The sequence below is a fragment of the Aeromonas sp. DSM 116730 genome, from assembly GCF_046581335.1.
Classification (GTDB): Bacteria; Pseudomonadota; Gammaproteobacteria; order Enterobacterales; family Aeromonadaceae; genus Aeromonas; species Aeromonas rivipollensis.
The window spans coordinates 3,762,993-3,789,419 of the sequence record NZ_CP144265.1; the positions used below are offsets into that span (position 1 = coordinate 3,762,993).

General features: G+C 59.9%; 27 protein-coding genes and 4 tRNA genes. 9 read left to right on the forward strand and 22 right to left on the reverse strand.

Annotated elements, in window-relative coordinates; translation table 11 throughout:
• Nucleotides 1–34 precede the first annotated feature (34 nt).
• The 17 genes from Aeroheme_RS17200 to ruvA all read right to left on the reverse strand — a co-directional run bounded on the left by Aeroheme_RS17200 (nucleotide 35) and on the right by ruvA (nucleotide 12,225).
• Nucleotides 35–110 (reverse strand) — tRNA-Val (locus tag Aeroheme_RS17200).
• A 22-nt stretch (nucleotides 111–132) separates the two neighbouring features.
• Nucleotides 133–208 (reverse strand) — tRNA-Lys (locus Aeroheme_RS17205).
• Nucleotides 209–254: 46 nt separating this feature from the next.
• Nucleotides 255–330, reverse strand: a tRNA-Val gene (locus tag Aeroheme_RS17210).
• A 32-nt stretch (nucleotides 331–362) separates the two neighbouring features.
• Nucleotides 363–438 (reverse strand) — tRNA-Lys (locus tag Aeroheme_RS17215).
• Nucleotides 439–612: 174 nt separating this feature from the next.
• Complete coding sequence (gene ybgF / locus Aeroheme_RS17220; RefSeq protein WP_162520034.1) at nucleotides 613–1,419, reverse strand: tol-pal system protein YbgF; 807 nt, start codon at nucleotides 1,417–1,419, stop codon at nucleotides 613–615.
• 158 nt (nucleotides 1,420–1,577) lie between these two features.
• On the reverse strand, nucleotides 1,578–2,102 hold the full coding sequence (gene pal / locus Aeroheme_RS17225) for a peptidoglycan-associated lipoprotein Pal (protein ID WP_005331552.1): 525 nt from the start codon (nucleotides 2,100–2,102) through the stop codon (nucleotides 1,578–1,580).
• Between the two features lie 50 nt (nucleotides 2,103–2,152).
• The gene (gene tolB / locus Aeroheme_RS17230; RefSeq protein WP_041206742.1) at nucleotides 2,153–3,478 is read right to left on the reverse strand and encodes a Tol-Pal system beta propeller repeat protein TolB; all 1,326 of its coding nucleotides are present in this window, start codon (nucleotides 3,476–3,478) and stop codon (nucleotides 2,153–2,155) included.
• 93 nt (nucleotides 3,479–3,571) lie between these two features.
• Nucleotides 3,572–4,705 (reverse strand): cell envelope integrity protein TolA, encoded by a 1,134-nt coding sequence (tolA, locus tag Aeroheme_RS17235; protein ID WP_106884918.1) that lies wholly within the window; start codon nucleotides 4,703–4,705, stop codon nucleotides 3,572–3,574.
• A 5-nt stretch (nucleotides 4,706–4,710) separates the two neighbouring features.
• Nucleotides 4,711–5,157 (reverse strand): protein TolR, encoded by a 447-nt coding sequence (gene tolR / locus Aeroheme_RS17240; RefSeq protein ID WP_005331545.1) that lies wholly within the window; start codon nucleotides 5,155–5,157, stop codon nucleotides 4,711–4,713.
• Nucleotides 5,158–5,835, reverse strand: coding sequence for a protein TolQ (gene tolQ / locus Aeroheme_RS17245; protein WP_213345242.1), 678 nt, complete (start codon nucleotides 5,833–5,835; stop codon nucleotides 5,158–5,160).
• A gap of 1 nt (nucleotide 5,836) precedes the next feature.
• Nucleotides 5,837–6,244, reverse strand: a complete 408-nt coding sequence (gene ybgC / locus Aeroheme_RS17250) for a tol-pal system-associated acyl-CoA thioesterase (RefSeq protein ID WP_005331541.1) — start codon at nucleotides 6,242–6,244, stop codon at nucleotides 5,837–5,839.
• 208 nt (nucleotides 6,245–6,452) lie between these two features.
• Nucleotides 6,453–6,764: a cyd operon YbgE family protein gene (locus Aeroheme_RS17255; protein WP_041204185.1), complete on the reverse strand. Its 312-nt coding sequence runs from the start codon at nucleotides 6,762–6,764 to the stop codon at nucleotides 6,453–6,455.
• Nucleotides 6,751–6,867: a cytochrome bd-I oxidase subunit CydX gene (gene cydX, locus Aeroheme_RS17260; protein WP_005331536.1), complete on the reverse strand. Its 117-nt coding sequence runs from the start codon at nucleotides 6,865–6,867 to the stop codon at nucleotides 6,751–6,753. Before cydX ends, Aeroheme_RS17255 begins: the two co-directional genes overlap by 14 nt.
• A 14-nt stretch (nucleotides 6,868–6,881) precedes the next feature.
• Nucleotides 6,882–8,018: a cytochrome d ubiquinol oxidase subunit II gene (cydB, locus tag Aeroheme_RS17265; protein ID WP_163147369.1), complete on the reverse strand. Its 1,137-nt coding sequence runs from the start codon at nucleotides 8,016–8,018 to the stop codon at nucleotides 6,882–6,884.
• 12 nt (nucleotides 8,019–8,030) lie between these two features.
• A complete protein-coding gene (cydA, locus tag Aeroheme_RS17270; protein ID WP_289981565.1) occupies nucleotides 8,031–9,587 on the reverse strand; it encodes a cytochrome ubiquinol oxidase subunit I in 1,557 nt (518 codons plus the stop codon).
• 937 nt (nucleotides 9,588–10,524) lie between these two features.
• Nucleotides 10,525–11,535: a Holliday junction branch migration DNA helicase RuvB gene (gene ruvB, locus Aeroheme_RS17275; protein WP_025325798.1), complete on the reverse strand. Its 1,011-nt coding sequence runs from the start codon at nucleotides 11,533–11,535 to the stop codon at nucleotides 10,525–10,527.
• Between the two features lie 75 nt (nucleotides 11,536–11,610).
• Entirely contained in the window at nucleotides 11,611–12,225 is a 615-nt protein-coding gene (ruvA, locus tag Aeroheme_RS17280; RefSeq protein ID WP_043128860.1) for a Holliday junction branch migration protein RuvA, read from the reverse strand.
• Nucleotides 12,226–12,450: 225 nt separating this feature from the next.
• On the opposite strand from ruvA, the gene Aeroheme_RS17285 reads away from it, so the two are divergent.
• The 4 genes from Aeroheme_RS17285 to Aeroheme_RS17300 all read left to right on the forward strand — a co-directional run bounded on the left by Aeroheme_RS17285 (nucleotide 12,451) and on the right by Aeroheme_RS17300 (nucleotide 17,528).
• Entirely contained in the window at nucleotides 12,451–14,460 is a 2,010-nt protein-coding gene (locus Aeroheme_RS17285; RefSeq protein WP_368170115.1) for a methyl-accepting chemotaxis protein, read from the forward strand.
• Between the two features lie 133 nt (nucleotides 14,461–14,593).
• The gene (locus tag Aeroheme_RS17290; RefSeq protein WP_368170114.1) at nucleotides 14,594–16,318 is read left to right on the forward strand and encodes a proline--tRNA ligase; all 1,725 of its coding nucleotides are present in this window, start codon (nucleotides 14,594–14,596) and stop codon (nucleotides 16,316–16,318) included.
• Between the two features lie 195 nt (nucleotides 16,319–16,513).
• A complete protein-coding gene (locus Aeroheme_RS17295; RefSeq protein ID WP_163157928.1) occupies nucleotides 16,514–17,143 on the forward strand; it encodes a PolC-type DNA polymerase III in 630 nt (209 codons plus the stop codon).
• A 253-nt stretch (nucleotides 17,144–17,396) separates the two neighbouring features.
• Nucleotides 17,397–17,528, forward strand: a complete 132-nt coding sequence (locus Aeroheme_RS17300) for a hypothetical protein (RefSeq protein WP_289986906.1) — start codon at nucleotides 17,397–17,399, stop codon at nucleotides 17,526–17,528.
• 95 nt (nucleotides 17,529–17,623) lie between these two features.
• Here Aeroheme_RS17300 and Aeroheme_RS17305 read toward each other — a convergent pair whose 3' ends face one another.
• The 3 genes from Aeroheme_RS17305 to Aeroheme_RS17315 all read right to left on the reverse strand — a co-directional run bounded on the left by Aeroheme_RS17305 (nucleotide 17,624) and on the right by Aeroheme_RS17315 (nucleotide 19,532).
• Entirely contained in the window at nucleotides 17,624–18,304 is a 681-nt protein-coding gene (locus Aeroheme_RS17305) for an SDR family oxidoreductase (protein ID WP_106884923.1), read from the reverse strand.
• 65 nt (nucleotides 18,305–18,369) lie between these two features.
• Nucleotides 18,370–18,999, reverse strand: coding sequence for a TIGR04219 family outer membrane beta-barrel protein (locus Aeroheme_RS17310; RefSeq protein WP_106884924.1), 630 nt, complete (start codon nucleotides 18,997–18,999; stop codon nucleotides 18,370–18,372).
• A 92-nt stretch (nucleotides 19,000–19,091) separates the two neighbouring features.
• A complete protein-coding gene (locus tag Aeroheme_RS17315) occupies nucleotides 19,092–19,532 on the reverse strand; it encodes a copper chaperone PCu(A)C (RefSeq protein ID WP_368170112.1) in 441 nt (146 codons plus the stop codon).
• 89 nt (nucleotides 19,533–19,621) lie between these two features.
• Here Aeroheme_RS17315 and Aeroheme_RS17320 point away from each other — a divergent pair, with 89 nt between their 5' ends.
• On the forward strand, nucleotides 19,622–20,377 hold the full coding sequence (locus Aeroheme_RS17320) for an enoyl-CoA hydratase-related protein (protein ID WP_368170111.1): 756 nt from the start codon (nucleotides 19,622–19,624) through the stop codon (nucleotides 20,375–20,377).
• On the opposite strand, the gene Aeroheme_RS17325 is transcribed toward Aeroheme_RS17320, so the two are convergent.
• Nucleotides 20,370–20,798 (reverse strand): DUF2753 family protein, encoded by a 429-nt coding sequence (locus Aeroheme_RS17325; RefSeq protein ID WP_106884927.1) that lies wholly within the window; start codon nucleotides 20,796–20,798, stop codon nucleotides 20,370–20,372. The two genes, Aeroheme_RS17320 and Aeroheme_RS17325, sit on opposite strands and share 8 nt — an antisense overlap.
• Nucleotides 20,799–21,093: 295 nt before the next feature.
• Here Aeroheme_RS17325 and Aeroheme_RS17330 point away from each other — a divergent pair, with 295 nt between their 5' ends.
• Nucleotides 21,094–21,759: a CatB-related O-acetyltransferase gene (locus tag Aeroheme_RS17330; protein WP_163138179.1), complete on the forward strand. Its 666-nt coding sequence runs from the start codon at nucleotides 21,094–21,096 to the stop codon at nucleotides 21,757–21,759.
• A 36-nt stretch (nucleotides 21,760–21,795) separates the two neighbouring features.
• Here the strand turns inward: Aeroheme_RS17330 and Aeroheme_RS17335 are convergent, their stop codons facing one another.
• On the reverse strand, nucleotides 21,796–22,503 hold the full coding sequence (locus Aeroheme_RS17335) for a ParB-like protein (protein ID WP_111913657.1): 708 nt from the start codon (nucleotides 22,501–22,503) through the stop codon (nucleotides 21,796–21,798).
• Nucleotides 22,504–22,676: 173 nt separating this feature from the next.
• Here Aeroheme_RS17335 and Aeroheme_RS17340 point away from each other — a divergent pair, with 173 nt between their 5' ends.
• From Aeroheme_RS17340 to Aeroheme_RS17350, 3 genes are all read left to right on the forward strand, one after another.
• The gene (locus Aeroheme_RS17340; RefSeq protein ID WP_411166271.1) at nucleotides 22,677–24,281 is read left to right on the forward strand and encodes an ABC transporter substrate-binding protein; all 1,605 of its coding nucleotides are present in this window, start codon (nucleotides 22,677–22,679) and stop codon (nucleotides 24,279–24,281) included.
• 109 nt (nucleotides 24,282–24,390) lie between these two features.
• On the forward strand, nucleotides 24,391–24,690 hold the full coding sequence (locus Aeroheme_RS17345; protein ID WP_025325786.1) for a hypothetical protein: 300 nt from the start codon (nucleotides 24,391–24,393) through the stop codon (nucleotides 24,688–24,690).
• 167 nt (nucleotides 24,691–24,857) lie between these two features.
• A complete protein-coding gene (locus tag Aeroheme_RS17350) occupies nucleotides 24,858–26,417 on the forward strand; it encodes a methyl-accepting chemotaxis protein (RefSeq protein ID WP_395948976.1) in 1,560 nt (519 codons plus the stop codon).
• Nucleotides 26,418–26,427: the final 10 nt, after the last annotated feature.

Genomic DNA, 26,427 nt, shown 5'->3' on the forward strand with positions numbered 1-26,427 from the left:
TGTCACCGCCTGCCGTGGCAGACCGCGTTAAAACTGGTGGTCGTTACTGGGCTCGAACCAGTGACCCCCTCCTTGTAAGGGAGGTGCTCTCCCAGCTGAGCTAAACGACCTGGGGTATTCTGTGGTCAAGATTGGTGGGTCGTGCTGGGTTCGAACCAGCGACCAATTGATTAAGAGTCAACTGCTCTACCAACTGAGCTAACGACCCACACCTTGAACCTGTCACCGCCTGCTGTGGCAGACAGTGTTAAAACTGGTGGTCGTTACTGGGCTCGAACCAGTGACCCCCTCCTTGTAAGGGAGGTGCTCTCCCAGCTGAGCTAAACGACCTGGGAATTCTGTCTTCACCCGTTGTGAAGAAATGGTGGGTCGTGCTGGATTCGAACCAGCGACCAATTGATTAAAAGTCAACTGCTCTACCGACTGAGCTAACGACCCTCACCACGACCAGCTCCGAGCGCACTGCTGCACCGGCTCTGACGGCGGCCTATATTACGGATTTATCATCCTGGCGCAATAGAAAAATCTTAAATTAAATCTGTTTGCTCACTGCGCATACAAAGCAGAGCCGCATTTACAAGACTGTTACGAAAACAGTGACATGCAGCAATGTTACAGCTTGCCGAGGCTCTGCTTGGCCAACTGGGCCGGCGAGGTATTGGGGTAACCCTTGATCACCTGCTCATAGAAGGTCTTGGCTTCCGCTTTCTTGCCGTCGAGCTGCGCCAGCATGCCGAGTTTCAGCAGGGCATCGGCCCGCTTGGGCGACTTGCTGTACTTGTTCGCCACAGTGGAGAACTGGCTGGCTGCACCGGCTCTGTCACCCTTGTTGAACATCAGCTGGCCGAGCCAGTAGTGCGCATTGGGAACATAGCTGGAGCTCGGGAACTGTTTGATGAACCCTTCGAAGGCAGGAATGGCCTTGTCGTAGTTCTTCTCCTTGAGCACCATGTTCACGGCTGCGTCATAGGCCTGGTTCTCGTCCTGATTGGTCGAGTAGTTGGCCGCGGCGGCAGGCGTCGTGGCGCCGGCTGCAGGAGTCGCGGGCGCGGCAGCGGCAGGCTGGCTGTTGGCCACCTTGTCGAGCTCCTGATAGAGCTGGCGCTGACGCTCTTGCGACTGCTCCATCTGGTAGGTCTGCTGCTCCAGCTGACCACGCAGTTCGGAGACTTCCCCTTGCAGGGAGTCGACCTGTTGCTGCAGCTCGGCCTGCAGGCGCAGACGGGCGTTCAGGGTGCGCTCCAGCAGGGCGACCCTGTCTTCCAGGCTGCCCGTGGGCACTATGGCACCGTTGTTGCCGCTAAGGACAACCCCACCACCCGAGTCACCGCCCAGATCGCTGACAGGAGCCGCCGCATGCGCATTCAGAGCAACCAATACGGCCAGCGCAACAACAGCTTGCTTGTACACAGATTTCATTCGGATCAAACCTTAGCGTTTAGTGCAAATAAAACGGCCAGCGCCATAGTCGCTCGCTTATACAGATTTCATTCGGATCAAACCTTGGCGTTTAGTGCAAATAAAACGGCCATCGAAATGGCCGCTTGCATATAAACGAACTTCGTTCGGTTCAAACCTTAGTAAACCAGAACCGCACGGCGGTTTTTGGCAAAGGCATCCTCGGTGTGGGACAGATCCAGCGGCTTCTCTTCGCCATAGCTGACGATGGAGAGCTGCTCGGCCTGCACACCCAGGGTTTGCAGATACTTGGCAACGGCCTTGGCACGACGCTCGCCCAGGGCGATGTTGTATTCCGGAGTACCGCGCTCATCGGCGTGGCCTTCGATCAACACCTTGACGCTCGGACGCTCACGCAGGTAGCTGGCATGGGCATCCAGCAGGTCGGCGTACTGACCCTGAATGTCGTAACCATCGTACGGGAAGTAGATCACGTTATCGCGCTGCAGAGCTTCGAACTTCTGACGCATCTGCTCTTCCGGGGACAACATGCCGTTGGCGCCACCGGTTTGTACACCGCCCATGCCGTCGGTCATGCCAGACTCGGCGCCAGCGGCGTCGGAGTCGGAAGAAGAACTACAGGCAGCCAGGGTGAACAGTGGCAGTGCGATGGCCAGACCCTTGAGCAGTTTATTGAGTTGCATGCTATTTCCTTAAACCTTTATAACAAAACAAAAAACAATCGATTTTTTTATCAATTCAAGAAGGGCGACCAAGCTGGTGCACGAATTTCACCGCTACTGGTCGGAAGCACTGCCTTGAAGCGACCATCGGTCGACACCAACGCAAGACTCTTACGACCCTGATAGATGGTGGCATAAATGATCATGCTGCCATTGGGAGCCACACTTGGCGACTCATCGAGAGCACTCTGGGTCAGTACCAACATGGCTCCGTTTTCCATATCCTGGCGAGCGATGCGATATTGTCCCTGAACCCGGGTCACCACCACCATGGACTTGCCGTCCGGTGTGATGGATGCACCCTGGTTGGAATCCCCTTCCCAGGTCATCCGGCGAGTGACGCCAGTCGCCAAATTTACGCTATAAATCTGGGGTTTGCCACCACGTTCAGAGGTGAACAGCAAAGTTTGACCGTCCGGCATCCAGGAGGGTTCGGTGTCTATGGTACGGTTATTTGTGACTCGAGTGAGTTGCTTGCTAGCAACATCAACAACATAGAGATCAGGCTGCCCATCTTTGGACAAAACAATAGCCAAACGGCGACCATCTGGTGACCACTCGGGGGCACCGTTGATGCCGCGGAAACTGGTGATCAGACTGCGTTGCTGGGTATAGATGTCCTGCACATAGATCTCGGACTTCTGGTTCTCGAAGCTCACATAGGCCAGCTTGCTGCCATCCGGCGACCAGGCCGGTGACATCAACGGCTCGCGGGAGCGCAGCAGGGTCTTCTCGTTGTAGCCATCGTAATCGGAGATACGCAGCTGGTACGGGAACTGGGTGCCCTGCTGGACTGAGACATAGGCCAGTCGGGTCAGGAAGGCACCACGCTCACCGGTCAGACGCTCGTAGACGATGTCGGAGATGCGGTGGGCGAACTGGCGCATCTGGGCACCCGGTATGGTCGCCATGCGGCTGTCGAGGATGTAACCGTTCGCTTCGCCGCCCTGGGTCTTGGCCAACTGGCCCTTCAGAACGTCGACCAGCTCGAAGTTGATCTTGTAGGTGCCATCACCCACCGCCGCGATGGAACCGACCACCACGGCCTCCACACCCTGGGACGCCCAGGGGGCGAAGTTGATCTCGCCACTGCTGCTCGGGGTCTGCGGCATCTGGCCACGGGCCAGCGGCTTGAACTTGCCGCTGCGCATCAGGTCGTTGGAGACCACCTCGGCGATGTCCTGTGGCAGTTGACCATTGCCCTCCCACTTGAAGGGGGCTATGGCGATGGGGCGCGCACTGTCAATACCGCCGGTGATGACGATGTCCAAGGCCGCCTGAGCGCTCTGGCCTAGCAGAAGGCAGCCAACCAAAGCAAAAAACACTTTTCTTATCATGGCTTAAATACTCTGTTCCAATAAAAATGAGAGGTGAAATTCCTTTATCAGCAGATGCTGCCAACCACGGTCAATGACCCCGTTTTATCACGTCTAGATGCTAGGTTCTAACTTGAGGTTAAACTCCTTCAACATCTCGAACGCCGCCGGATCCTTCGGCACCGGCAACTGATTCGCCTTCAGCACAGCCGCCTTGCCGGAGCGGCAGACCGCAGGGTCACCCTGACCGTTGTCCACCGAAATGACGAAGCCGGTACTGGCCAATTTGACACCGATAGTACAGGTTTTGCCCCGCATGGTGGGATCCAAAATCATATAGCGCTCGACCGTTGCCTTGATGAGGGCGGCGTACTTGTCGACCTCCCCCTTGGCGGCAGCCGATGCGGCCTGGCTGCGGGAATTGGCCTCGGCCTCCAGCTGCTGCTGCATCATGGCTTCCATCTCTTTCTGCAACTTGGCCTCCTCGGCCGCCTTGCGCTTGCGCTCTGCCTCTATCTTGGCCTTCTTGTCAGCCTCGGCCTTCGCCTTCTTGTCTGCGTCAGCTTTTGCCTTCTTGGCGGCTTCATCTGCAGCCTTTTTCTCTGCCTCAGCCTTGGCCTTCTTCTCGGCTTCCGCCTTGGCTTTCTTCTCAGCCTCGGCCTTGGCCTTCTTGTCGGCTTCAGCCTTCTTGGCCGCATCCGCCTTCGCCTTGGCTTTCTCTTCGGCCTGCTTCTTCTCCAGCTCTTCTTTCTTTTTCTTGAGCGCCAGCGCCTTGGCGAGTTCCTCTTCCTGGCGCTTGGCTTCGGCCTGCTTGGTCTTCTGCGCCTCCAGCTTGCGGGCTTCCTCGGCCTTCTGGGCCTGCTCTTCCGCCTGCTTCTGCTCGGCTACCTTCTTCTGCTTCTCGGTCTCGGCCTTGCGGGTGGCCTCCTCGGCCTCCTTGCGCTTGGTCTCGGCGATGCGCAGACGCTCCTGCTCCTTCGCCAGCTCGCGCCGGGCCTGATCGGCGTCTTCCTTGTCCTTCTCTTTCTGCTGCTGGGCAGCCTTGGGCTGAGCTTTCTGCTGCTGGATCTGCTGTGCCTGTTGCTCCAGGAACTCGCTGTCCAGCATCACCGCATTGACGATCTGTCCCTTCGACTCGGGGCGCTTGGGCTTGCTGAAGTCGACACCGACCAGCAGTATGATGCCGATGATCAGATGCAGCAGCAGCGACGCGACGAGATAACCGGAAATACCACGCTTCACATCCATCTCCGTCAGTTCACCGGATCCGTCATCAGGCCAACCTGAGGCACACCGGCTTTCTTGAGGGCCACCATCAGCAGGATCACCTCTTCGTAACGCACGGACTTGTCACCCGCCACCACCACGGGAGCGTTCTGGTTGATGGCCAGATAACCCATGGCCTTCTCGGTGATGTATTGCTGCATCGCCTCGGGCGTGCCACTTGGCACTGGCTCATCATCCGCCTCACCGGCCTTGATGACGTACTCACCCTCGGTGTTGACGCTGACGATGAAGGGGGGCTTGGCGTCCTCGGGCAACTGCTCGGACTCGGCCTGGGGCAGGTCCACCTTGACCCCTTGCGTGATCACCGGCGTCACCGCCATGAAGATGATGAGCAGCACCAGCATGACGTCGATATAGGGCACCACGTTGATCTCGGCGACCTTCTTGCGCCGGATCCGCTGATAGGTTTGCATTTACTTGTCACCCTGCTGCTGTGCAATCTGACGGTTCAGTATGGTGGTGAACTCGTCCATGAAGTTGGCGTAGGCGTTCTCCAGCTTCTCTACCTTGTTGGTGAATCTGTTATAGAAAATAACCGCGGGAATGGCCGCGAACAGACCCATGGCGGTGGCGATCAGCGCCTCCGCGATGCCCGGTGCCACCATCTGCAGGGTCGCCTGCTGTACCTGACCCAGTGCGATAAAGGCGTTCATGATGCCCCATACGGTACCAAACAGGCCGATATAGGGGCTGATGGAGCCGACGGTCGCCAGCACTGGCAGGTTGGATTCCAGCTCGTCCACCGCACGGGACAGCGAGACGCGCATGGCACGATAGGTACCGTCCATCACCGCATCCTGGCCACGGGCGCCGGCCTTGAGCAGGCGGGCATACTCCTTGAAGCCGGAATAGAAGATGTCTTCCATGCCTTCGATGTCATCGCGGCGGGAAGAGGACTCCTGATAGAGACGGTTGAGGTCGACGCCGGACCAGAATCTGTCTTCAAACTGCTCCGAGGCGAGGTTGGCCGCCTTGATGACCTTGGAACGCTGGATGATCAGCGCCCAGGAGACGACCGACATGCCCATCAGGGTCATCATGACCAGTTTCACCAGCAGACTGGCTTGCCAGAACAGACCAATAAACGAAATTTCAGCGTGCACTTAACAGCACTCCCTTGATTTTTTCAGGTATTGCAACAGGTTTCATTTGCGGATGACTGACACAGGCAATCTGTACCATGGCCTGGGTGATCAGTCGTCCATCAGCCGCCAGGATCTGCTGTGAAAAGCGCATGGAAGCACGTTTCACTTCAGTCACTTGCGTCAATACGGTCAGCAGTTCATTGAAGCGGGCCGCGGAGCGGAAATCGATCTCGGTGCGACTCACCACGAAGGCGATCCCCGCCTGCAACAGGACATCTTGCTCGATGTCGCCGGCGCGCAGGAACTCGGTGCGAGCCCGTTCCATAAACTTGAGATAATTGGCGTTGTAGACGATGCCTCCGGCGTCAGTGTCTTCGTAGTAGACACGTACCGGAAACTCAGAGACTTCCCCCATAAAAATCTGTGATCCATTCGACAGTCAGATGGGGGGCTATCATAGCGCAGGGCTGAATAGGAAAGAAGCAGGGGGAGACAGGGAAATCCCATCTCCCCCTGTTTTTTATGGCAGGCAATAACGGCCGATCCGCCGGGGGCAAAACCACGGCCGCACTGCGGGGTACAAAAGCAGAGGGAGGCAGAAAATGTCTGGCCTCCCTCGGTGTTTATGGCAGGTAATACCCGCTGGTCAGCCAGAGCCCGTACAACAGGCTTGGCAAGGCGAGCCAGGGGAAAAACAGCACGCGGCCAACCAGGCTGCGGGGGTGGAACCCCAGTCCGTGCATGACGCCGCAGCAGACCGCCCACATCAGCCAGGGGGCCAGCCAGAGACCGTGGTCACTGGTGTTGGCAGCCACCAGATTCGGTGCCTGCAAGATGGCGACGCCCAGCAGGGCCGCCGCCAGCAACATCAGACCTTGCCATGGCTGGCGCTCCAGGGGAGCGGCCAGCCGGGCGAGCCTGTCACTTGTCTTCATCGATCTGACGATCCAGGTTCTCGGTGTGCTCCAGCCAGAGCGCATTGATGATCCCAAACGCACAGGCCAGCAACAGCCCCAGGATCCAGGTGAAATACCACATATCAGGGCACCTTCTTAGTAGAGCGATTGTTGGTTGTCTTCGATGTGCTTGTTACTCACCCGGCCAAACATCTTGATGTAGGTCCAGATGGTGTAAGCCAGCACTGTCGGTACGAAGACGACTGCGACTACCGTCATCACCTTGAGGGTGTTGAAGGAGGCGGTGGCATCCCACATGGTCAGGCTCTGGGACGGCTCCAGGCTGGAGGGCATCACGAACGGGAACATGGAGAAGCCCGCGGTCAGTATGATGCCGGCAATGGCCAGGGAGGAGAACAGGAACGCCATCCAGCCCTTGCCCAGCTTGGCCGCAAGCGCGGTCAGCAGGCTCATCACCAGACCCAGCACGGGGGCGGCAATCATCCAGGGGTAGAGGTTGTAGTTCTGCATCCAGGCACCGGCCTGCACCACCACTTCCTTGTGAAGCGGGTTGGTGACGGCGTCGGTGGCGACGGTGCCCACGATCACATAGCCATCCATGCCGCTCACCCAGACTCCGGCCAGGGCAAACAGCACCAGGGTCAGCAGGGAGAAGATCATGGCGGCGGTACGGGAGCGGGCCAGCACTTCACCTTCGGTCTTCATCATCAGCCAGGCAGCGCCCTGGGTCACTATCATGAACAGGCTCACCAGACCGGCCAGCAGGCCGAACGGGTTGAGCAGGCCGAAGAAGTTGCCGTGGTAGGTCAGCATCAGGAACTGGTTGAAGCTGAAGGGAACCCCTTGCAGCAGGTTGCCGAAGGCCACCCCGAAGATGACGGGGGGAATGGCACTACCGGCGAACAGCGCCCAGTCCCAGCTGGTGCGCCACTGGGCGCCTTCCTGCAGGGAGCGGTACTTGAAGCCGACCGGACGGAAGAAGAGCGCCATCAGGGTCAGGATCATGGCGATGTAGAAGCCGGAGAAGGCCGCCGCATAGACCATGGGCCAGGCCGCGAACAGGGCACCGCCCGCGGTGACCAGCCAGACCTGGTTGCCTTCCCAGTGCGGCCCCATGGTGTTGAGCATCACCCGACGCTCCACATCCTTCTTGCCGACGAAGGGGAGCAGGGCACCGACCCCCATATCGAAGCCGTCGGTGATGGCGAAGCCGATCAGCAGCACGCCGACCAAGACCCACCAGACCAGACGCAACATTTCGTAATCAAACATGGGTTACTCTCCTTATGCCTTGCTCTGTTCGAAGTGGTACTTGCCCGTCTTCAGGCTGCTTGGGCCCAGACGCGCATACTTGAACATCAGGTACATCTCGATGATCAGCAGTACGGTGTAGAACAGGCAGATCCCGATCAGGGAGAACCAGATCTCGGACGCAGGGATATTGGATGCGGAGACAGAGGTCGGCAGCATCTCGGCTATGGTCCAGGGTTGGCGACCGTACTCGGCGACAAACCAGCCCGCCTCGATGGCGATCCAGGGCAGCGGGATGCCGTACAGCAGCGCCTTGAGCAACCACTTGCGCTCACCGATCTTGTGGCGAGTGCTGTCATAGAAGGCCAGACCGATCAGCACCAGCATCAACATGCCGCAGGCAACCATGATGCGGAAGGCGAAGAACAGCGGCAGTACCTGCGGGATGGAGTCATCCACGGCGGCCTTGATCTGATCGTCGGTCGCGTCGGTCACGTTGGCGGTGTAACGCTTGAGCAGCAGACCGTAGCCCAGATCCTGCTTCACTTCGTCGAAGCGAGCGCGGGTCTCGTCTGACTTGTCGCCAGATTGCAGCTTGGTCAGCAGATCGTAGGCGGTCATGCCGCTGCGCACGCGCACTTCATGCTCGCTCTTCAGATCCTTGAGACCGGTCACCTGACCGTCCAGGGAACGGGTCGCTATGATGCCGAGGGCGTAAGGGATCTTGATGGCGTAGTCGGTGCGCATCTCTTCCTGGTTCGGAATGCCGAACAGGGTGAAGGATGCGGGTGCCGGCTCAGTGTTCCACTCGGCCTCGATGGCCGCCAGTTTCACCTTCTGCACTTCCCCGGTCTCGTAGCCGGACTCGTCACCCAGCACCAGCACGGAGAGGATGGAGGCCATGCCGAACGCGGCCGCGATGGCGAAGGAGCGACGGGCGAAGGCCACATCACGATTCTTCAGCAGGTAGTAGGAGGAGATGCCCAGCACGAACATGGCGCCCGTGGTGTAGCCCGCTGCCACTGTGTGGACGAACTTGACCTGAGCAACCGGGTTGAACACCAGCTCGGCGAAACTCACCATCTCCATCCGCATGGATTCGAAGTTGAATTCGGCACCGACCGGGTTCTGCATCCAGCCGTTGGCGACCAGGATCCAGAGGGCGGAGAGGTTGGTCCCAAGAGCCATCAGCCAGGTTGCCGCCAGATGCTGGCGCTTGGTGAGGCGATCCCAACCGAAGAAGAACATGCCGACGAAGGTGGACTCCAGGAAGAAGGCCATCAAGCCTTCGATGGCCAGCGGGGCCCCGAAGATATCACCGACATAGTGGGAGTAGTAAGCCCAGTTGGTACCGAACTGAAACTCCATGGTGAGCCCGGTGGTAACCCCAAGGGCGAAGTTGATACCAAACAACTTGCCCCAGAACTTGGTCATGTCCCGGTACACTGTGTTGTTGGTCATCACATAGACAGACTCCATGATCGCCAGAATGAAGGCCATTCCCAGCGTCAGGGGTACAAACAGGAAGTGATAAAGGGCCGTCGCAGCGAATTGGAACCGCGATAGGTCTACCACATGCTCAGCAATCATGATGTTTCCTCACCGATTATTGGCACGGCTATTTTAAGTTTTAAGGACAAAGCTTCCATTGGAAGTCCCCGAATGGTCGATCACCCCTCGCGGACTGACCGGATTCGACTGCCACCACATTAACAACAAGGCAATATAGAGGAACAAAAAAAGCTAATGTTTAACATCTGGTAAACATTAACTGCAGTTCTATTCTCGCCTATAATGATGGCTGTTTTATATCATCTTTATTTGATTGAAATCAATGTAAACCCATCATCAATACATGCCTTTTCAAGGCAACTTACAAGCCGTTTCCCATTAATTTTGGGAGCTTGCTCACAAAAAACATTAAACCGTAAATACTTGATTTAAATCAATTTTAACTCTCGTCAAAATAGTTTCAATTCTGTTAAACAAATAGACGAGATGAGCAGGCTCATCCTTATCAATCCGGTATTTCAAGAATGATGCAGGCCATCATGAAATCAATTTAAAACCAGCAAAAACACATGTTTATGCGGATTGGCCCGCCTCACAAAATCATTAATTTATCTAATCCGAAACACATAGATTTTCTTGTTTGTCCGGCCCGGCAAGAGCTCCTACAATGCGCCTCGCAGTGAGGGCACACCTCTGGATACAGGCCGGTCATTCCGGGTTCCCGGTACGTATTCGATGAACATTTCGAACCTGTTTGTTGGGATTAATGATGAAAAAGTTTGTTGCCAAGACCATCCGTTACTACAAGCTTTCGTTCGTTCAACTCTATCAAATGAACCGACTCTGAGGCCTCGCGACGGCTCCTTTGTGTTTTCCCGACCGGTCTGCAGACGCACTCACTGTCTGTGAACATCCATCCTGAATTGTCTTTGCCCACCGCATCCGCCGTGGGCTTTTTTTTGCCCGGATAATAAAAAACCGCCCTTGGGGGCGGTTTGTCGTTCAAAGGCTGCTTTTACTGCTCATCTGGCCGTTGCAGGCCAAAGTGCGCATAAGCTCTCGGTGTCGCGATCCGCCCTCTGGGTGTACGTTGCAGATAGCCTTGCTGGATCAGATAAGGCTCCAGCACGTCCTCTATGGTGTCCTTCTCTTCCCCTATGGCGGCGGCCAGGTTGTCGAGCCCCACGGGGCCCCCCATAAACTTGTCGATGACGGCCAACAATAGCTTGCGGTCCATGAAGTCGAACCCCTCGTTGTCCACATCCAGCATGTCCATGGCACGGGCCGCTATGGGTCCATCAATGCGGCCATCGGATTTCACCTGGGCGAAATCCCGCACCCGTCTTAACAGACGGTTAGCAATCCGCGGGGTCCCCCGGGAGCGGCGAGCCACCTCCAGCGCACCGTCCCCCGACATGTCGAGCCCGAGGCAGCGGGCGCTGCGGGAGACGATGTCGGTGAGATCCTTGACGTTGTAGAACTCGAGACGTTGGACTATCCCGAAACGGTCACGCAAGGGGCTGGTCAGGGAGCCGGCCCGGGTGGTGGCCCCGATCAGGGTGAAGGGAGGCAGATCGAGCTTGATGGAGCGGGCGGCAGGCCCCTCTCCTATCATGATGTCGAGCTGGTAATCCTCCATGGCCGGATAGAGCACCTCCTCCACCACAGGGCTGAGGCGGTGGATTTCGTCGATGAAGAGCACATCGTTCGGTTCGAGGTTGGTGAGCAGCGCGGCGAGATCCCCCGCCTTCTCCAGCACGGGGCCCGAGGTGGTCTTGATGTTGACCCCCATCTCGTTGGCCACTATGTTGGCCAGCGTGGTCTTGCCGAGCCCCGGCGGGCCGAAGATCAGCAGGTGATCCAGGGCCTCCCCGCGCTGGCGGGCGGCCTCGATGAAGATCTCCATCTGGTCGCAGACATGATCCTGCCCGGTGTAATCCGCCAGCTTCTTGGGCCGGATGGCCCTGTCGATGACCTCGTCCTCGCGGGCGGCACCGGCCGAGATGAGACGATCCGCTTCAATCATGCACTACCTCACGCTCTGCATCCCCGTGGTCACAGTAGAGTGACCCGGGATGGTCCGCTTGCTTCATTGTCATCCTCACACCAGGCTGCGCAGGGATTCACGGATGATGGCTTCCACCGACATGCCCTCGCTGGCCACCTTGGCCACGATCTGGCTCGCCTGCTGCGGCTTGTAACCGAGCGCAACCAAGGCGCTGGCTGCCTCTTCACTGGCATCGGGGGCGCGCAGCTGGCTCTCCTGGGCGGGCAGGCTGATGGCGGCAGGGGAGAAGAGATCGTGGCTGACCCAACCCTTGAGGCGGTCCTTCATCTCCACCACCAGCCGCTCGGCGGTCTTCTTGCCCACGCCGGGCAGCTTGACCAGAGAGCTTATCTCCTCGCGCTCGACGCTCATCACGAACTGGGTGGCCGTCATGCCGGAGAGGATGGCCAGCGCCAGTTTGGGGCCGACCCCGTTGGTCTTGATCAGCTCGCGAAACAGCGCCCGCTCCTGCTTGTGGTTGAAGCCATAGAGCAGCTGGGCATCTTCGCGCACCACGAAGTGGGTGTGAATGACAGCTTCCTTCCCGAGCTCGGGCAGATCATAGAAGCAGCTCATGGGCATGTGCACTTCATAACCCAGGCCCCCCACTTCGATCAGCACCTCAGGGGGTTGTTTCTCGATGATGACGCCTCTCAAGCGACCGATCATGTTCTCTTCCTCGCCACGCAGACTCTTGCAAATTGGGTCATAGCATAAAGAATAACTGGATAAGTATCCAGCATAGGGCCATGGAGGACAGCAAGGGAGGCTGTCTACCCTGATACTCTCTGCGCAGATATGGGCAGTCACTTTATTTCCCACCGGGAATGGCGCATCTTGGCCATTGAGCGAACACTCAGTGGGCTTGTTCGGAACCAGGGAAGGTCCTGCATCATGAAAATTGTCACGACATCGAATCTTGGGCTCACTATCTTGCTCGGCTGCACACTGGGCATGGGGGTGATCGGCTGGTATGGCAGCCAGCGGCTGGCCGATTTGCTCTCCTATGTGCTGGGTGCCGCCTGGCAAACGGCCGATGGCGCCATGGAGGGATCCATCGAGCTGGGCAATCAGTCGCTCTATATCCAGAAAATGCTCAGAGGCATGCCCCTTGACGAGCCCGAGCTGCAACGGGCCAGACAGGCGGCCACCGACGCCTTGCGACGGGTGGAGCAAGGCAAGCTCATCGATGCGACTGCGCTCGGCACCCTGAACTTGCATGAGCAGGCCTATCAGCAACAGCAGGAAAAACTGCTGACGCTCTACCGCACCTTTACCGGTGTTGATCGGGCGCTGCGCGCCAGCTCGGAGCGCATGTCACGCCTCTCGACCCAGCTGGAAGTGATCGGTGATGGCGCGGTGGAGAGCCTCACCCGGTCACCGGATGAGGCCATCAGCTGGAATGGCGGCCTCGCCACCCGCTGGCAGGCGGCCGACGGCGGTATGGAGGCCAACATAGGTTTCCTGCGTCAGCTCTATGCCCTGGAGAAGATGCAGAGTGAAGGCCCCACCCCCGCCATCCAGGCCGAACTGGCCGAGGCCACCCGCTTCTACCAGGAGGCGGTCGACGGCATGCTGGCGACCGGCCTGTTCGATGTGCCCGGTGAAGGGGAGTTCGCCGGCCAATCCCTCGCCACCCAGTATCGCGCCCTGCTGGCCGACAACACCCGCCTTAACCGTGAATGGATCTCCGCCCTGACCGATTACCAGAGCCAGCTGGCTCGTTACGACAGCAGTGCCGAACAGCTCAAGCAGGCGCTGGTCGAAGTCGAGGCCAAGGGGGATGCCACTGTCGAGGATCAGGTAAATCAACTCAATACCATCATCGGCCATACCAGGAACCTGATCCTGGGCGCCCTGGTGTTGAGCCTGCTGATCGTCGCCCTCTGCGGCATCTGGCTGGTGCGCACCATAGTCCGCCCCCTGTTGCAGGTTGACCGGCGCATGCAGGACATAGCCGCGGGCGATGGGGATCTCAATGCCCGCATCAACCTCAAGCGAAACGACGAGCTGGGCTCGCTGGCCGGCAGCGTGGATCGCTTCATCGAGAAACTGCAGCAGATGATCAGCGCCACCATGGACAACAACCAGCACATCAACCAGCACGTGCACACCTCGGTCAACCGGGTCGAGGCCATCAGCCAGAGCAGCCGTCAAACCGCCAAGCATGCCCAGGCGCTACACCATGACAGCGAGCAGATGGTGCGGGTCGCCACCTCTATCTCTGACAACTGCGGCCTGGCCGCGCACAATGCCAACGAAGTCCGCCAGCTCACCGCAGAAAGCAGTCAGTACGTGACCTCCGCCAGCAACGGCATGCAGCGCGTGGTGGTGGAAGTGGGCGAGTGCGCCACCGCCATCAATGCCCTCAAGGAGCAGGCTGGCCAGATTGGCCAGATCATCTCCACCATCAGCAACATCTCGGAGCAAACCAACCTGCTGGCCCTCAACGCCGCCATCGAGGCCGCCCGGGCTGGTGAGATGGGTCGCGGTTTTGCCGTGGTGGCCGACGAGGTGCGCACCCTGGCCAACCGCACCGCCGCCTCCAGCGCCGAGATAACCGAGGTGATCAGCAGCATCCAGCAGCAGACCGAACAGGCCTATCTGATGATGCAACGCAACCTGAAAACCGTGGAATCAGGCATGGCGGATTCCGACAACACCAGGCAGATCCTGTTCAAGGTAGAGGAGGCCATCGACCAGTTGGCGGACATGGTGCAACAGGTAGCGGATGCCACCAGCCAGCTCTCCCACACCCTGAGCCACACCACCGACAAGGTCTCGGACATCAGCCTGCAGGCCCAGACCGGTGAGCAGGAGGCGCAGGAGTGCCTGCAGCTCGCCTCCTCCCTCCATCAGGCCAGCTTGCAGCAGCAGCGACTGCTGTCACAGTTTCGGGTCTAGCGCAGGCGGGGGCCCGCCCCCGCTTTCTCCCGCTGTGCAAATTTAGCCCTTGGGCAGCAACGCCCGGCCTGTTAAAATTCCGCACTTGAAATTTTCCAGGGCCCCGCGCCCGTTCTAGCTAAGGTCTACCGCGATGCGTACCAGCCAATATCTGCTTTCCACTCTCAAGGAAACCCCCTCCGACGCTGAAGTCATCAGCCACCAGCTGATGCTGCGCGCCGGGATGATCCGTAAACTGGCCTCCGGCATGTACGCCTGGCTGCCAACCGGTCTGCGGGTACTGAAAAAGATCGAGAACATTGTTCGCGAAGAGATGAACAATGCTGGTGCCATCGAAGTCTCCATGCCGGTGGTGCAACCCGCCGAGCTGTGGCAGGAGTCCGGCCGCTGGGATGACTACGGTCCCGAGCTGTGCCGCCTGACCGACCGCCACAACCGCCCCTTCGTGCTGGGCCCGACCCACGAAGAGGTGATCACCGCCCTGGTCCGTTACGAAGTGAACAGCTACAAGCAGCTGCCGCTCAACCTCTACCAGATCCAGACCAAGTTCCGTGACGAGGTGCGTCCCCGTTTCGGCGTGATGCGCGGTCGCGAGTTCCTGATGAAGGATGCCTACTCCTTCCACATCGACAAGGCCTCGCTGATCGAGACCTACGAGAAGATGCACGCCGCCTACTGCGCCGCCTTCACCCGCATGGGTCTGAACTTCCGTCCGGTGCAGGCCGATACCGGCTCCATCGGCGGTACTGGCTCCCACGAATTCCAGGTGCTGGCCGAGAGCGGTGAAGACTTGATCGCCTTCTCCGATACATCAGATTACGCCGCCAACATCGAGATGGCCGAAGCCCTGGCACCCGTTGGCGAGCGCGCTGCCGCAACCAAAGCTCTGACCAAGGTTGCCACCCCGGCGGTGCACACCATAGACGAAGTGGCCGCCTTCCTGGCCGTGGCCCCGACCGCCATCGCCAAGACCCTGCTGGTACTGGCGGAAGCGGATGAGCACGGCAAGCAGGCTGTCATCGCCCTGGTACTGCGTGGCGACCACGAGCTGAACGAGATCAAGGCCGAGAAGCTCCCTGGCGTGGCTAACCCGCTGACCTTCGCCAATGACGAGCAGATCAAGGCTGCCGCCGGTTGCGATGCAGGTTCCATAGGCCCGGTCGGCTTTGCCGGTCGCATCATTGCCGATCGCAGCGCCGCCCATCTTGCCGATTTTGTCTGCGGTGCCAACGAGACCGGCTTCCACCTGACCGGTGCCAACTGGGATCGCGACATCGCCACTTATGAAGTGGCCGACCTGCGCAACGTGGTGGAAGGCGACCCCAGCCCCTGCGGCCAGGGCAAGCTGCTGCTCAAGCGCGGTATCGAAGTGGGCCACATCTTCCAGCTGGGTACCAAGTACTCCGAAGCCATGAAGGCCAGCGTGCTGAACGAGGGCGGCAAGTCCGTCACCATGGAGATGGGTTGCTACGGCATAGGTGTGTCCCGTCTGGTGGCGGCCGCCATCGAGCAGAACAACGACCAGTACGGCATCATCTGGCCGGAAGCCATAGCCCCGTTCGAAGTGGCCATAGTGCCGATGAACATGCACAAGTCCGAGCGCGTCGCCGAGCAGGCGCAGCAGTTCTACGCCGAGCTGAAAGCCGCCGGTGTGGACGTCTTGTTCGACGACCGTAAAGAGCGTCCGGGCGTGATGTTCGCCGACATGGAGCTGATCGGTATCCCGCACGCCATCGTCATCGGCGACCGGGGTCTGGACAACGGCGTGGTGGAGTACAAGTGCCGCCGCACCGGCGAGAAGCAGGAAGTGGCCATTGGCGACATCATCGCCATGCTCAAGGCCAAGCTGGGTCGCTAATAGCGCCTGCTAATTCTGCTTTTCGTTTTCGATAAAAAGGCCCCGGGTGTGAATTGCACTCGGGGCTTTTTATATGTTGCCTGTCTCTGCTGTTCATCACAAAAGCAAGGGTCCAGCAGCATCTCGATATTGCGCTGTACATGAAGTAGCAGATTTTCTAGACTGACGTTCTTTATCCAGATTGCCCGAGAGATTATGTCCACTGCCTTAGCCAATACCGTCGTCGTGCTCGATTTCGAGACTACCGGGCTCTCACCAGGACAAGGTGATAGAGCGATCGAAATTGGCGCCGTCCGGATTGAAAACGGCCACATCAGTGAACGTTTTTCGGCGTTGATGAATCCTGGCTTTAACGTAAGCAGCTTTATTGAGCAATATACCGGGATCAGCAATGCCATGCTGAAACAGGCGCCACCTTGCGGCGAGGTGATGGCGGACTTCGTCGAGTTTATCGGTGATGATAATCTGGTTGCCCATAATGCCTCCTTCGACAAGCGCTTTCTGGATGCTGAAATAGAGCGACTGTCGGCGCACTATCCTGGGCAGTTCGCCTGCTCCTTGCTGCTGTCGAGACGGTTATTCCCCGAGGCGCCGAACCATAAATTGGCTACCTTGGTGCAATACCAGAATTTACCCAATGACGGGGTATTTCACCGCGCCTTGGCCGATGCTGAAGTGACGGCGCATCTGTGGCTCGCTCTGTTAAAGGAATTAGAGTGCCGGCATGGCATTTTCAACCCTGATTTTGAATTGCTGCTAACCCTTGGTAAAAAATCAAAGCATGCAGTTCAGTCTTTCCTGCAGGGATATGCGACTAAAAAATGATTCACTCAGGTACGATTAACCCCACCAGAATTTAAATATGATTCCGTATGGGGCTGGATGAAACATTAAATGTTGGAGTGGTAAGTTGCGATAACGCATTATAAAAACAGGTGCTTTTGTCATTTCACTCTAAACGTTTATTTTTACACCTTGATAATGCCAACCTTAATTAATACATTACAATGCCGGCCTTAAAATATATCAATCATTCCCACATCCCATTGCACGACATATTACCCATATCCCGCTGGCGATGCCCCAGAGCATCGGCGATCGCAGCCTGGACAACGGCGTGGTGGGGTACAAATGCCGCCGCACCGGCGAGAAGCAGGCAGTAGTGATCAAAGAGATTATCGCCATGCTCAAGGCCAAGCTGGGCCGTTAATTCCACTCCCTTGCCACCATAAAAAAGCGCGCCTGATGGCGCGCTTTTTGTTTCTGCTTTCGTGAACGACGGGAGCCGGATGGCAGGACACTGCCTCAGGCGTTGCGACCGATAAAGAGATCGGTCACGTGGCAGCTGCTTCTCGCCTCCAGTGCATCCAGCATGTAGGCCGCCGCGTCTTCCGGTGTCATGAAGCTGCTCGGGTCCACATGGTCCGAGTTGTCCCAGAATTCGCTGCGGATCCCGCTCGGGTAGAGGTTCACCAGCCGCAGGGGCGAGCCCTTGAGCTCGGCCCGCAGGGACTCCAGAAAGCCGCGCATCCCCCATTTGGAGGCGCAGTAGAGGCTCTCGTTGGCCTTGCCGGTCTGGGCAGCGGAGGACAGCACATTGGCCAGCACCCCGCCTTGTTCGCCGATGAGGCGCACCGTCTGCTGGGCCACCAGTATGGTAGAGACGAGATTGCTCTCCACCACCCGGCGCACCTGCTCGGCGGTGTAGACACCGACAGGGCCGAATTCCCCGACGCCGGCACAGTGGATCACAAGGGAAGGCAAGCCGCCCCAGGCCACGGCGGCCCCGAAGGCCATCTCCACCTCTTCGTGGTGGGCCAGATCGGCGGCGATGCCGACCACGGCGCTGCCGAGCCGCTGCTCCTGCTCCTGCAACTTGTGATAACGGCGCCCCATCATGGAGACTCTATGACCGCGCTCAACCAGTCCGATTGTCAGAGCGCGCCCAAGGCCGGAGCCCGCGCCAGTCACTATGATATGGCCCATTATCTCTCCTCCTCACCCTTGCCCGTCAAACACGCCCGAGTGGCGCATCGCCACCCTTCGTCAGATTAGAAGGTGAATTCGCCACCGATGAACCAGCCGTCGATGGTCTGGTCGACGCGATCGAAGTCCATCTCGGCTTCACGCCAGCCGGCACGGATCTTGAGCGGCACTGTGGAGAACTTGTAGGAACCACCCAGGCGGTAGTCATAGTTGTCGGCATCCTGCACCCGCAGATCACCAAAGGCGGCAAAGCCGGTACCCGGGATGCGCACTTCACCACCGGTGTAGGCCATCAGCACGTCCTTGTCGTAGGAGTAGTGCTGGGTGTTGAAGTCGCCATCGTAGCGACGACCGGTCAGACCCAGATCGAGCTGGAACAGGTCGTTGTTCATCAGGCGGTAGTAGAGGCTCAGATCATAGGCCAGCAGATCGTTGCTGAAGGAGCCGCCGCTGGTGCTGAAATCGGACATCTCGAACTTGGCGTTCGGCAGCAGGAAGATGCCGTGTTCCAGTTGCAGGTAGCCGCTCCAGTTGTAGTTGTCGTCGTAGCTGCCATCGGCACCGACGCCGCTGACCTGGCCGCCCCCCTGGGAGTTCCACATATCGGCACCCGCCGCGAAACGCCAGTCATCGGCGGCCATGGCTGCATGGCTGAACAGGGCAATCAGGGTGCCGGCAATCAGGGTCTTCTTCATTACATAGCTCCATTATGGACTGGAAAGACCATCATTTTACCCGGTGAGCAAGGAATACCTAGAGTAAAAAGCTGAACAAGCGTCCATTAATGTCAGTGCTGCATGCCCTTCATCGGCTCGACCGGCTTCACCGGCAGGCTCAGGCTCAGGGTTTGACCATCGTCCAGGGTCAGGGTCAGGGGGAAGGGTTTGTCCTCTGAGAGAGCCCCCACCTCGAACAGCATGATGTGGAGGCTGCCGGGTTTGAGGACGGCTTCCCCCCTGGCCGGGATTTCGATGCTCTCCACCTGGCGCATCTTCATGACGCCGTTCTCGTGCAGATGGGTGTGCAGCTCGGCACGGCCCGCGTCAGAGGAGGCTGCCGCAGTCAGGGTCACAGGTTTGTCCGCGTCATTCTTGAGCACCATGAAGGCCGCCGTGTTGGGCGACCCCGGGGGGAGCAGGCGCACATAACCGTCGACGGCCTCGACCTTGGCCAGTGCGGGAGCAGCCAGGAGCAGGGCCAGGCTGGAATAAAACGCACGTTTAAACATGGTTGAAATCCTTTTATGATGTTGTTAAACGAAGCAAAGCTTACCCCTGTGGCAAGCTTTTGGCAGCCCCCGAACACAAGGATTCAGACATGGCCCTCACAATTCTGGCCGAGCAGCAGGATGGCTTGCTCCTCCTGACCCTCAACCGGCCGGACAAGCGCAATGCCCTCAACACCGAGATGTACCTGGCCCTCACCCTGGCCTTTCAGCAGGCCGCCCTGGACGAGAGCGTGCATGTGGTGTTGCTGCAAGGGCAGCAGGAGTGCTTCACCGCAGGCAATGATCTCGCGGACTTCATGGGCAAGAGCAGTCTGGAAGCGGATGACCCCATCTTGCAGTTCCTCCACACCCTGGCCGACTTCACCAAGCCGGTGATCGCCGCCGTGGGCGGCCCGGCGGTGGGCATAGGCACCACACTGCTGCTGCACTGCGATCTGGTCTATCTGGGAGAGAACGCCCGGCTGCAACTGCCCTTCGTCGAGCTGGGGCTGGTGCCGGAGTTTGCCTCAAGCCTCTTGCTGCCCCGCGCCGTGGGCCACCTGAAGGCAGCTGAGCTGCTGTTGCTGGCGGAGGCCATAGACGCCGGGGAGGCGCTACGGCTCGGGCTGGCCAACCGGGTGCTGGCGGTGGAGGAGCTGCTCCCCTTCGCCCGGGCCCAGGGGGTGAAGCTCGCGGCCAAAGCGCCCAAGGCCCTGCTAAAGAGCAAGGCGCTGCTCAAGCAGGAGCTCAGGCAGGCGGTGCATTTCGTCATCGATCTGGAGGCCCGCGCCTTCTCCCTCGCCCTGCAAGGGGAGGAAGCCCAGAACCGCATCGCACGGCGGCTCGGGCGCACAACCGCTAGTTGAGGCGGAAGCGGCCTATCAACTCGCAGCCCTGCACCTTGTCCTGCACCTGGATCAACCTGGCGATCTCGGGGTTGGGGTGGCGCTTCAAGAAGGAGAGCAGGGCGGCGCGGCAGCAGCCCAGCTCGCTGATGAGAGACTCGCACTCCCGATTCGGGCACTGGGGCACCAGGGCGGTGACCAGCTCGGAGGCGAGCTTGAGGTAGCGCAGCTCATAGGCGGGCTCTTCCATGGCGCGCCAGAAGTCGGCCATGCGGTGACAGGTGGCGACCCGCATGCTGGCCAGTTCGTCCAGATCCCCGGACGCCAGCTCATACACCTCCCCCAGGGCCTGCTGATAGAGGCAGATGGCCGTGCCCAGTGCCCCCATGCCAAGGGCATTCTCCGCCTCCAGCATGTAACGCTGCCAGTTCTGATTCGTCATTGTCCTCTCTCCTGCCGATACGAGTGGAGCCTGTATCATGGCTAATCGAGAATAAATATCAACCAGACCCTTTGTGCAGGTTTTGACCAACTCCTCCCCCCCTGCTCCTTGGCATCGCCCTCCCCATCCCTTACCATCTGGCCTCTTCTGTCGGGAGCCCTTCCTCATGCAACGACCCCGTTCATCCCAGGCGCTGGGCTGCTCCACCCTGTGCGTGCCCCGCCTGCTGGTCTGGATCTATTAGCTGCGCCGAACCGCGCATCCAATACCTATCCATTCAACGAGGAACATAGCCATGACCATCTGCCAACATTGGTCGCAGGTCGAATACCTGCACCTGACGGTGACCAATCCCAACATCTGCCTCAAGGGGCGACACAGCTACTACTCGGGGGCCTGGGACGGCCCTTTCGAAGAGGAAGCCGTGCGCTACCTGCACGGCGACAGCTGGAGCCGCTCAGCCGACACCGGCTGGGAGCCGCTCTGGCACATAGACAGGCTCCATCTCGGCGACTACGTGCAAATAGCCGCCGGGGTGAAGATCATCATGGGGGGCAACCACACCCACAACCCGGCCTTTATCAGCACCTATCCGTTCGCCGAGGTGGCGGCGCTCAAGCGCAGCTACAGACCCGCGGGCGATACCCGCATCGGCAATGACGTCTGGATCGGCATGGAAGCCATGATAATGCCGGGCGTCACCATAGGGGATGGCGCCATCATAGCCGCCCGGGCCCTGGTCAATCAGGATGTGCCGCCCTATGCCATGGTGGCGGGTACCCCGGCCAGGGTGGTGCGGATGCGCTTTGGCGACGATGATATTGCCCGGCTGCAGGCGCTCGCCTGGTGGGATTGGCCGGATGACAAGGTGCAGGCCCTGCTGCCGCTGATCCAGCAAGGAGAGGTGGCCCTGCTGGAACAGGCCGCCGCCCGCTGGCAAGGGGCCTGCCAGGGATTGTGACGAGGGGGCGCCTGGGCGCCCCTTTTTTCTCCCGCGTCAGCTGCCACTGCGTGGCGGGTTGAGGCGACACTGCTTGCCGGGATAGCCGGGCAGGGCACTGGCCTTGCTGTTGCAGGCCAGCCGCTTGGCCTCGGCGAGGCGATCCGCCAGATTGGCGGCATTGACCGGCTGCCACGCCATCTGCTGGCCGAGCCAGCTGGCCCAGGCGAACTCGACGAAGTAGACCTGATCCTGCTTGCTGAAGTAGCCCGCATCCTGCAGCAGGCCCGCCAGGGTGCGGTAGGGATAATCCGGCAGATCCCTGATGTGCCCGGGCAGCTGTTCCGGGGTGAGCGGCTGGCCCCGCTCATCCTTGAGCCAGGCCCAATGGTTGTTCTGCATCTGGCTCCAGAAACTGGCCCTGTCCTGCAAGCGGGCGATCACCTTGACCCTCGCCTCCTTCACCCCCTGTTGCCACAGCGCCTTGGTCAGGTGGTGCCTGTCCACCAGCCAGTAGCCGCCATCGGGGGCGATGACCACGGGGATCTCTTTCTTTTTCATCAGCTTGTCGAGTTGCTTCTCGCTCTTGTCCGCCAGTTCAGCCACAGTGGTGTCGACCTGCAACTGCCCCACCCCGCCCTGAGTCGGATGCAGTTGATCTATGCTCACCTCGCACCAGCTCCCCACCTGGCTGGTCTTCTCGCAAGGGGCCAGAGCCCAGGCACCCTGGCTCAGCACACAGGCCAATAACATCCATACTCTCATCGTTTGCTCCTCTTGCCCGCGCTCGGGCGGGCGTACATAGGGTTGCAGCCCCGGATATCATGGGACTCACGCTGGCGGTCTGACCAGCAAAGGGGATATCATGATTCCCCGTCTGCCGGCGATGAATTCTCGCCGAGTTTTCTCCTCGCTTCACACAATTTGAAGGATTCGCCATGAAAGGATGGAGCCCCCTGCTGGCCCTGCTGGGCTGTGTCTGTGTCCAGGCCGCCGATGTGCCGGCCGGTACCCAACTCGCCGCCGAACAGGCCGTCGTGCGTCATCTCAAGGACGAACCGGCCAGCCTGAGCCCGCTCAAGCTGGTCGGGCTGCCCGAGCTGCAAGTGCTCAGAGATCTCTATGAGGGGCTCTTGACCCAGGGGGCGGACGGCAAGGTGCTGCCCGGTGTGGCATCTCGCTGGGATAACGAGGGGAACCAGAAATTCACATTCCATCTGCGGCCGGATGCCCGCTGGTCCAACGGGGATCCGGTACGCGCCAGCGACTTCGTCTATGGCTGGCGCAAGCTGGTGGATCCCGAAGAGGCGGCCACCTTCGCCTGGTTTGCCCAGCTGGCCCACTTCGACAAGGTGGACGAGATAGTCGAGGGCAAGCTGCCTCCCGAGGCGCTCGGGGTGCAAGCCCTGGATGACCACACCCTGCAGGTGACGCTCTCCCAGCCGGTGCCCTACTTCCTGAGCCTGCTGACCCACCCCAGCCTCTCCCCCCTGCACAGGGCCAGCATGGAGCAATATGGCAACCAGTGGACCCAGCCGGGCAAGCTGGTCGGCAACGGCGCCTTCGTCCTGAGCCACAGGGTGGTGAACGAGAAGCTGGAGCTGACCCCGAACCCCTATTACTGGGATCGCGCCCATACGGTGCTGACCCGGGTCACCTTCGTCCCCATCAATCAGGAGAGTGCCGCCACCAACCGCTATCTGGCGGGGGATCTGCACATCACCGAATCCTTCCCCAAGGAGCAGTACCAGAAGCTGATGAAGCAGATCCCGGGGGAGGTTTATACCCCGGAGCAGCTCGGCACCTATTACTATGCCTTCAACACCCAGAGGGCTCCCCTGAACGACGTGCGGGTGCGTCAGGCGCTCTCTTACACCATCGATCGGGCGCTCATCGCCGACAAGGTGCTGGGCACGGGGGAAAAACCCGCCTACCACTTCACCCCGGATGTGACCGCCGGGTTCGTCCCCAAGCCCAACCTGCTCTCCACCAGCAGCCAGCAGGCACTGGACGAGAAGGCCAGGACGCTGCTGACAGAGGCGGGCTATGGCCCGGACAAGCCCCTCAAGCTCACCCTGCTCTACAACACGGCTGAAATTCACAAGAAGATGGCGCTGGCCATCGCCAACCTGTGGAAGCAGAAGCTGGGGGCCCGGGTCGAGCTCACCAATCAGGAGTGGAAAACCTACCTCGACAGCCGCCAGAGCGGCCAGTTCGAGGTGATCCGCTCCTCCTGGGTCGCCGATTACAACGACCCTTCCGCCTTCCTCGGTCTGTGGGGAACCCACCACAGCGGCAACATGGCCCGCTTCGCCAATCCCGGTTACGACGCCCTGCTGACCCGGGCGGCCAGCAGCCAGGATCCCGCCGAGCGGGCACGCCTGTTCGACGAGGCCGAGACCATATTGCAGGAGGAGGCGCCGATCGCCCCCATCTACCAGTACACCAACGCCCGTCTGATCAAGCCCTGGCTCAAGGGCTATCCCATCAACAACCCGGAAGACGTGGCCTACAGCCGCCAGCTCTACCTGGTCAAACACTGATCCCTCGGGGGCCAGCCCGGCTGGCCCCCTCTTCGCACTGTACCCATTCAAGTTCCCGGCATAAAATGCCGCCTCTCTTCGTCCATCAGTCCGTTAGATAGATCTCCCTATGCGTTGTCTGCTCCTGCTTGCCCTGTTGTTTGCCCTCCCGGCCAAGGCCGCCGATGAAAGCCAATGCCGCCAGGCCTTCCTCGAATGGATGCTGAGCCAGCAGAAGCAGTTCAGCGATCGCAAGGCCAGCAAGATGGAGCGGCGCAACGCCGAGCGGGCCATCGATCAGGCCCGTGACGAGTTCGCCAAGCAGGAGAGCTTCTGCCAGGCCATGGCCTGGGTCTCCCGCGATCAGAGCCAGGATCCTCGCTTCAAGCCCCGGACGGGGGAGATCCACGACTTCACCCCCCGCAGTTGAGCCCGCCCTGAAGTCGCCCTTCATCTACTACTTTTTTCAGTCGTCATAGTGTTGATTTATTGACCCAAGCCAAGATGGCCACTTGGGTCGCCCCTACAATGAAGCCGTAACAACAACACACAATAAAAACAAAATTATCAGTTACTTGGCTCATTCAGGATGCGCACATGACCACCACCCAGCAAGAAGGGGAGATCCGTTTCCCCGATCACATATCATTGATTTCGACCACGGACCCCAGCAGCCACATCACCTATGCCAACCAGCACTTCTGCGACGTGGCCGGCTACAGCGCCACCGAGATGGAAGGGGTTCCCCACAACCTGGTACGCCACCCCGACATGCCCAGGGCCGCCTTCGCCGACATGTGGCAGCGGCTGCAGCAAGGCAAGAGCTGGATGGGGCTGGTGAAGAACCGCGCCAAGAGCGGCCAGTTCTACTGGGTCAATGCCTACGTCACCCCCATCCTCAACGAGCGGCAGCAGATCATCGAATACCAGTCGGTGCGCACCCGCCCCCAGGATCACGACATCGCCTGGGCGGAGCGGCTCTATGCCCGGATCCGGGCGGGCAAGACGCTGCCCTGGCAGAGTCGCTTCACCCTGGAGCCGGGGCAACTCAGCCTGCTGCTCTCGGGCACCGCCCTGGCCGGCATGGGGGCCAGCCTGATCACGGGTGAGGCCGCCTGGGGCGGCCTCACCCTGCTCTGCCTGCTGGCCCAGATGGGGCATGGCTGGCATCTGCAGCAGCGGCTGGCCCGGCTGCTGGCCATGGCGGGGGAGGAGCTGGGCACGCCCCTCTGTCAGGTGCTCTATGCCAGGCGGCGGGACAGCCTGGCGGCCATCGAACTCTTGCTGCGCATGAAGAAGGCCGAGCTCAGGGCCGTGGTGGGGCGCAGTGCAGATACCAACCAGCAGATACTGCAGGCGGCGGAAGATGACAGGGGACATATTCAGACCATAGACACCCACCTGCAGCAGCAGCGGGCCCAGAGCGAGCAGCTGGCCGCCGCCATCACCCAGATGAGTCAGTCGATCCGCGACGTGGCCGACAACGCCCATCAGGCCAACGCCCTGGTGAGCGAGGTGCAGCAGGTGTCAGCCAGCGGCCAGCAGGCGCTGGCGACCACCCGTGCCTCGGTCAACCAGCTCCACCAGGAGCTGGATGCCAGTCAGGGGGTGCTGGCGCGCCTGACCCAGGACAGCCAGAAGATCAGCGGGATCCTGGAGGTGATCGGGCAGATTGCGGATCAGACCAACCTGCTCTCCCTCAACGCGGCCATAGAGGCGGCACGGGCCGGCGAGCAGGGGCGCGGCTTTGCGGTGGTGGCAGACGAGATCCGGGCGCTGGCCCAGAAGACCCGCAGCTCCACCGGCGAGATCAGCGACATGATAGGGGCGCTGCAGCAGAGTACCCGGCAGCTCTCCGACAGCATGACCCAGGGGGCCCAGACCTCTGTCCTCTGCCAGCAGCACATGGGCGCCACCGCCGAGGTACTCGACCAGATCAACCAGATGCTGGCCCAGGTGACCCACACCAGCGACGAGATAGCCCAGGCGGTCAGCCAGCAGGCGGATGTGACCAGCACCCTGGATCAGGGTATTCACCAGATCCACCAGCTGGCCAGCCACACAGCCGACAACAGCAGGCAGGCCCTCGATGGCATCACCCTGCTGGTGGAGCGGCTGCAAAACCTCTCCCGCCTGATCAATCAGTTCCACGACTGAGTTTGCCCCC